The sequence below is a fragment of the Nostoc sp. FACHB-133 genome (assembly GCF_014698055.1).
In the GTDB taxonomy this organism is placed as follows: domain Bacteria; phylum Cyanobacteriota; class Cyanobacteriia; order Cyanobacteriales; family Nostocaceae; genus Nostoc.
The window spans coordinates 42124-48643 of record NZ_JACJSH010000054.1 but is presented as its reverse complement, the minus strand read 5'-3'; the positions used below and the strand labels follow the sequence as shown (position 1 = coordinate 48643).

The window sequence follows — 6520 nt, the reverse complement described above, 5'->3', positions numbered from 1 at the left end:
TCATCAATTAAATTAACAAACGTTTCACCGATAGCTTGGTTGTGAAGACCTGGAAGAATAATTAGTTTTTTGAAGTGTCGGCGTAGATGAGCCAAACATTTCTGCTGGGCAAAAGCTGGATAGGTCGCAAATGCTTTTTGACCGCAGTAAACACAATCTTCTGGACGTAAGATTTCATAACGATCTACTCTGCCAAACCCTTACGCGTTTTTCCCTGATGCCCTGGTTGCCCGCCTGGTTTTCTTTTGGGATCATTCGATTCTCCGTCCAGGGATGCTTTTTTGTTTTCGCTCTTTTTTAGGACATACAATTTTACTTATTGCAGAAAGATATTAGGGTAATTTTCATAAATTAAGAGCACAATTTAGTGCAACATAAATTTTAATACATTTAGTCATACTTTTGTCACAATTTTGCAATAACTTTGTCAATACAACGTGTGATGCTATAGCTCTGGCTTCGGAAATAGTCTCAGACTAAACCCACACACCAGAATCTACAGAGGAAAATCTACTTAAGGCACAGTCCCTTATCAAGATGACTCTTCAAATAGAAATTGCAAAATCTCATACAGTTGGAAGGAACAAGAAGATGAATTGGAAGGTAATTGCTTTGCTCCCTGCTTTGACTCTAGCTACTGCTATGCCTGCTTACTCTTTAACTAATAATAAAAGCCAAACTTCAGCTCCTGCTACCCACATTGCCCAAAGTACTCAGCAAGGCAACACCATGAAAAAACCTAATGCTGTACCAAAGCTTAATGCCAAGCACAAGTCCAATAATGTGGCAAAGCGTAGTACTGGTACTGTACTAACAGTAGGTAGCAGGGGAGAGACAGTGAAAACTGTTCAGAATTCTTTAAAGCAACAAGGATTCTATACAGCAAGTGTGAATGGTGTGTTTGATAACAAGACTCGGGCCGCTGTGATCAAATTTCAGAAGTCTAAAGGATTAAGAGCAGACGGAATAATTGGACACCGGACTTTAGCGGCTCTGAAATAAAACAGTTTACTAATATCCTCATTGCTGAAATACCTGAAAGACAAAAGGCTAGGAAATAAATTCTAGCCTTAAAACAGTACACCAACTTGTTCTATCTGCGTAAGTTGGGAAGCCACTGAGCCCTTGCGGTTTTCCAACTTGTACCCCTACCTGATTTTCAGTTAGCGGGACTTAAACATAAATGGAGATAAAAACAGAGTAAAATGATTTATTAGCATAAGACATCTCCAAAATAGTAACATTCTGTGGTAAAAGAGCATTAAATAGCTTTTTTGACACAGAAACATGAGCAACATACTTAATCATATTGAAGAGAATCCTAAAAAAACAAAGCGGTTAATTGGTCTGGAATATGAACAGTTACAAAAATTAATTCAAAATACGAACGATTACACTATGAAAAACAAGAGATATTAGAATCCAAAAAAGTGAGAATTATTGCTGGTGGTGGAGGCCGTAAACCAAAATTATCGCTCAAAGAACAAATAATTTTAACTTTGGTTTATCTCAGACATCTGACTACATTTGAGCTTCTTGGTATCCAGTTTGGTGTGAGTGAGTCCACTGCAAATGATACATTTAACTATTGGTTACCAATACTCAGAGAATTGCTACCATCGAGTTTAATCGAATAAGTAAAAAAACGAATCTGACTTGATGATAGTTAAAGAAATACTTACGGATTATGAATTAATTGGAGATAGCTATGAACAAGTGAGGGAAAGAGCTGGGGAATAATAAAGAACAGGAAAAATATTACTCTGGCAAGGCAAGTAAACATACATTTAAAAGTCAGATAATTATCTCGCCAGATGCAAAGGATATCGTTGATGTTGTAGCTGGCGAACCTGAACCAAAAAGCGATATAACTTTGTTCCCTTGAAAACCGCTATAACTTTGACCCAAAACAAAAATTTAAGGGAGATTTAGGATATCTTGGAGAAGATTTAATTGACACCCCAATTAAAACACCAAGAAATGGAAAGTTAACAATTGACCAAAAAAAAAGAGAATAAGGAGTTTTCATCCAAACGAGTACTTGTTGAACATCGAATTCGTTCGGTAAAAATATTTCGAGTTGTTCAAGAAAGATTTCGGTTAAATCCTAAAAAGTATGCTGAGGTAATTTTGACAATTTGTGGAGTAGTAAGATTACGAATTGGGGCACTTGTATTACCAGCAGAAATATACGCGATCGCCTGATTTGAAAATGAATGCACATCACCAGATTTTTTGTCGGATTATTAACAAAAAACATCTCAACCCCCTATTCTATCGTCGAAACTCGCTGGATTGCGAAACTGGTTATTGCACTCTATAAGTTAGTCACAGAAATACTTGGGCGGTTTTCGGAGATGTCTAATAGACTTATTCTGCTTTACGCATATAATGCTAAAAACCAGAGTTTTGGTGAGGAACCGAAAGACTCTGGTGAAGACAAACTTTCCTCCCCATCCGCTGCTTTCCAGATGCTATCAAAAGTCAAGGAAAGTCAAATCAAACCTTTAATTTGGTCGCCTCCAGCAACTTAACGCTGGCATAAATAGCATCAATATAAGGTGTGGGAATTTGAGTAAGTTTTCCCAATTCTGCCACCGCGCCAACAATAGCATCTATCTCCGTAGCGCGTCCGGCTTCGATATCTTGTAACATTGATGTTTTATGGGCACCAACATTTTCTGCCCCATTAATTCGCTGTTCTAAACTAATACCAAACTTTATACCCAAATTTTCTGCGATCGCTTGAGTTTCTGTCATCATTTGCCGCGCTAGTTCACGCGTGAGGGGATAGCGGCAAATATCCTCCAAAGTAGCACCAGTCAGGGCACTGATCGGATTAAACGCCACATTCCCCCACAACTTAATCCAAATTTCCGTGCGAATTTGATTGCGGATTGGTGCTTTGAATCCTGCCTGTTTTAAAGTCTGTGCCAGTAATTGGATGCGATCGCTTTTACTACCATCGATTTCACCGAGAGTAAAGCGATCGCCTTCAATATGCTTAATTACACCTGGTTCAACTATCTCAGTTGCCGGGTAAACCACACAACCGATGACACGTTCAGCACCGATACTAGCTTCAATAATCCCATCTGGATCGACAGATTGAATCCGCGTACCTTCATACTCACTGCCATGTTGACGAAAGTACCACCAAGGAACGCCATTTTGGGCTGTCACTACCATTGTGTGAGGATTGTAGAGTGCAGGGAGAAAAGGTGCGATCGCAGGCACACTGTGAGCCTTAACAGTTAGAATTACTACATCCTGTAGCCCCGCTTCCTGAATATTGCTAGTTGCCAAAAACGGAGTAGCAATTTGGCTAGAACCGTCTGCCATGAGCAACTTCAGACCATTTTTTTGAATCGCCTCCAAATGGGAACCACGTGCAATTAGCGTCACTGCTTCACCTGCCAGTGCCAGTTTTGCCCCTAAATATCCACCGATTGCACCTGCGCCAACAATACAGATTTTCATTTTGTTTAGGGATAGTTAGCAAATAATTAACTACTTATTTACCCTCAAACAGGTAGGCTTTGCATTGCTTTCAGTAAATCTTGATGAACAGATTTTGAGGCAGCTATTATCAATCCAGGCAGACTATAGTTTTGACAAGTATGCAATGGCGGTAAAGTCGAACCGTCCAGAGTAGTTACAATCCAACCAGCCTCTTTCGCAATAAAAGCGAGTGCAGCAACATCAATAAATTTACCCGATTTAATCACTGCTCCACTCAAGTCACCAGTGAGAATACCATTAAGATTAGGAATTTGAATATCACTAGAGTAATCAGTCGCTATATCGATTACTTGATATCGATCTTTTAGTAAATGTCCAATAGAATTCATTGCCCATCCCAACAAAATAGCAGGTTTGGCAGATGTTATGTGTAATGGGGCACAGGCTTCTAGGCTCATGTCCAGAGTTCCTTTAAAAGCACCTTCACCTCGAAGCGCATAAAAATAAATGTTTTGGGCAGGAGAAATGGCAATTACGGCCTCAAAGTCATCTGAATTTAGAATACTGAGAATAATTTGGTAATTAGAATGTCCATCCATGTAAAACTTTGTACCATCGATTGGGTCGAGTGTGACTAAATAATCACCTTCTGAACCGAGTTCGGTAGCACGAAAATACTTTGTGTTGTTAGAACTTGCATACTCTTCTCCATAAAAGCGAATATCTGGAAAAGTGCCCAGTAATACTACTTCTACTAGATTTTGAATAGCCACATCCGCATCAGTAAGTGCAGCACTAAAAAAGTTGTTTCCTTCTCCTTTGGCAGGAAGTGCAGCAATTTTTGGTTGAAGAAAATGGGCATAAGCTGCTGCTACTTTCAGATGGGGGAGTAAAGTCTCCAAAATTAGTCGAGTAGTTGGTGTTGTGGACATTGCAGCAAACTCCTTTCAGAAATAATCTACCGTTGGCAGGGCGATAGAATTCTTTATCTAGACAAAATTACGGTATCATTGTGGTGCAATGATACCATAATCTTTACCAATCTACCGGACGTTCAAGGAACTACGGCACTGATTGCAGAAACTGCTAGTTAATGCCTATAAATGTAAAAGCTGTTGCTGCTTCAGCAGGATTTGTAGAATTGGGGGTGGCTGTTTTTTATTTAACTTCTGAAAATAGCACCAAAAGCCCCTGGCAACTTCTACTGAGTTAGAAGAAGATGCGATTGATAATGTTCTAAATGCAACATTAACCAGTTTCTAATTATCTGAAATGGGTACAAGAATTATTGAATGCTACTGGCAAAGTCGTATTTGCCCCCACGTTCAAGAGCGCGTTTGTAAGCAGGTCGTGCATGGATGCGTTCGATAAATTGCTGAATCTTCGGTCGGCTTGAGATGAGTTCGGCTTCCATAGCGACTATTTCTAAAGGAAAGCTCATTTGGATATCGGCGGCGGTGAATTCTTCGCCTACAAACCATGTACTTTTACGAAGTTCACCTTCTATATAGTCAAAGTGAAGCTTAATCTGGGGTGCGATAAATCCTTCGTTTACGCTGTCTCCTACACCAAAACGGTTAAAGACGAGATTCATTACCAGAGGTGGCATTGCAGAGCCTTCGGCATAATGCAGCCAATAAGTGTAGCGCAGACGCTCTGGTGTACCAGATGGCGGGATTAGCTGACCATTGCCATAGCGTTCGACGATGTATTCAATGATAGCGCCCGACTCAGCAACAGTATTTCCTGCATCTGTGATTACTGGTGACTTGCCGAGGGGATGGACTTCACGCAGGGATGCTGGTGCCAGCATCGTCTTCTGGTCGCGTTCGTAGAACTTAATTTCATAATCGATCCCTAATTCTTCAAGCAGCCATAGCACGCGCTGCGATCGCGAGTTGTTAAGATGATGGACAACGATCATAATAGCTACTTTTTTACAATGGAGTTATTACTGACTTTTCATCATCTGAAACTACCATCAGCTGACTAATTATTCATCTATCTAATGGTTTGTTTTGCGTAGAGCTAAATCAAGCACTGATTTCTGGATTCGGAATTCTTCTTCAATTTCCTCCTACTGTGATTCAACAATTCGTGGGAAAAAATAACCACTACCTCTTGCTGTGATAATCAACTCTGGTAAGTTGGGGTCATCTTCTACCTTTGTCCGCAACCGGGAGATATGCACATCTACTACACGGGTGTCTAAATGAAGTCCTGGTACGCAACCCCACAATAGCTGCAACATTTCTAATCGGGAAAAAACTTTTCCAGAATTGTTCACTAACAACTCTAGTAAGCTAAATTCCACACCTGTCAGGCGAATGCGTTGCTCATTTTTATAGACTTGCCGCTTATTTGTATCAATTTTGAGATTGCCCACATGAATAATCGTGGAATTAGGAGTGGTATTGACACTAGTTTTATGGAAGCATCGCCTTAGTATGCAGGCAATCCGAGCTTCTAGCTCCTTGGGAGAGAAAGGCTTTGTCATATAGTCATCAGCACCTAACTCTAGCCCAGTAATTCTATCGGCTACGTTTCCCAAGGCTGTAAGCATAATAATTGGTACATCTGACTCTTTCCGTAATTCTTGGCATACACCGTAGCCATCGAGCTTTGGCATCATCACATCCAAAACTATTAAGTCAGGAGTGGATACACGAAAAGTTGACAAAGCTTCTTCACCATCGCTAGCTGTGACGACATCATAGCCAATCATGGAAAGACGCGTCTCTAAAATCCGACGTATGCTCGCTTCGTCGTCTACTACCAGGATTTTTCCTTTATGACCTGACAAGTTTCTCAATGCTCCTTTACAGCGAGAACTCTTAACCCTCTATTATCAGGCTTGATTGAGTCTAAAACACAAAACGGCCTTGGACTTACTCTAAAGCAGTAGTGTAAATTGCTCAAACCATCTGTGCAAAATTATGCTAAGGCATCTGTACCAAAATAGAGATTTGCACTCAATTAAGAAATTCCTCAGCAGGGGACTCGTATTTTCCATAGATTTAGTGTATCTTGTTTATTCCGTGCAATTATTAACACTCAT

7 protein-coding genes and 1 pseudogene are annotated in these 6520 nt (G+C 40.3%); 3 read left to right on the top strand and 5 right to left on the bottom strand.

Annotated features, from left to right (window positions below; translation table 11 throughout):
• Positions 1 to 83: 83 nt before the first annotated feature.
• Positions 84 to 298: pseudogene (locus H6G86_RS29790) on the bottom strand (IS66 family transposase); the annotation flags it as partial.
• Positions 299 to 591: 293 nt separating this feature from the next.
• Between H6G86_RS29790 and H6G86_RS29785 the strand changes: the two are divergent.
• The 3 genes from H6G86_RS29785 (at position 592) to H6G86_RS38420 (ending at position 2205) form a co-directional block, all read left to right on the top strand.
• Positions 592 to 1002 carry a peptidoglycan-binding domain-containing protein gene (locus H6G86_RS29785; protein WP_190937325.1) on the top strand — a complete coding sequence of 137 codons (411 nt, stop codon included), beginning with the start codon at positions 592 to 594 and terminating at the stop codon, positions 1000 to 1002.
• A gap of 428 nt (positions 1003 to 1430) precedes the next feature.
• Positions 1431 to 1637: a helix-turn-helix domain-containing protein gene (locus H6G86_RS38995; protein ID WP_313931490.1), complete on the top strand. Its 207-nt coding sequence runs from the start codon at positions 1431 to 1433 to the stop codon at positions 1635 to 1637.
• 358 nt (positions 1638 to 1995) lie between these two features.
• The gene (locus H6G86_RS38420; RefSeq protein ID WP_242065035.1) at positions 1996 to 2205 is read left to right on the top strand and encodes a transposase family protein; all 210 of its coding nucleotides are present in this window, start codon (positions 1996 to 1998) and stop codon (positions 2203 to 2205) included.
• Between the two features lie 294 nt (positions 2206 to 2499).
• On the opposite strand, the gene H6G86_RS29770 is transcribed toward H6G86_RS38420, so the two are convergent.
• The 4 genes from H6G86_RS29770 to rpaB all read right to left on the bottom strand — a co-directional run bounded on the left by H6G86_RS29770 (position 2500) and on the right by rpaB (position 6265).
• On the bottom strand, positions 2500 to 3480 hold the full coding sequence (locus H6G86_RS29770; protein ID WP_190937324.1) for a 2-dehydropantoate 2-reductase: 981 nt from the start codon (positions 3478 to 3480) through the stop codon (positions 2500 to 2502).
• 44 nt (positions 3481 to 3524) lie between these two features.
• Positions 3525 to 4394 (bottom strand): inositol monophosphatase family protein, encoded by an 870-nt coding sequence (locus H6G86_RS29765; protein WP_190937323.1) that lies wholly within the window; start codon positions 4392 to 4394, stop codon positions 3525 to 3527.
• A 353-nt stretch (positions 4395 to 4747) separates the two neighbouring features.
• Positions 4748 to 5386, bottom strand: a complete 639-nt coding sequence (locus tag H6G86_RS29760) for a glutathione S-transferase family protein (RefSeq protein ID WP_190937322.1) — start codon at positions 5384 to 5386, stop codon at positions 4748 to 4750.
• A 153-nt stretch (positions 5387 to 5539) separates the two neighbouring features.
• Positions 5540 to 6265, bottom strand: coding sequence for a response regulator transcription factor RpaB (gene rpaB, locus H6G86_RS29755; protein WP_190937321.1), 726 nt, complete (start codon positions 6263 to 6265; stop codon positions 5540 to 5542).
• Positions 6266 to 6520 lie beyond the last annotated feature (255 nt).

What these genes read in the sequence shown, in the direction of transcription:
- H6G86_RS29785 (WP_190937325.1), top strand. Translation starts at nt 592, where the DNA reads ATGAATTGGAAGGTAATTGCTTTGCTCCCTGCTTTGACTCTAGCTACT.
- H6G86_RS29770 (WP_190937324.1), bottom strand. Translation starts at nt 3,480, where the DNA reads ATGAAAATCTGTATTGTTGGCGCAGGTGCAATCGGTGGATATTTAGGG.
- H6G86_RS29765 (WP_190937323.1), bottom strand. Translation starts at nt 4,394, where the DNA reads ATGTCCACAACACCAACTACTCGACTAATTTTGGAGACTTTACTCCCC.
- H6G86_RS29760 (WP_190937322.1), bottom strand. Translation starts at nt 5,386, where the DNA reads ATGATCGTTGTCCATCATCTTAACAACTCGCGATCGCAGCGCGTGCTA.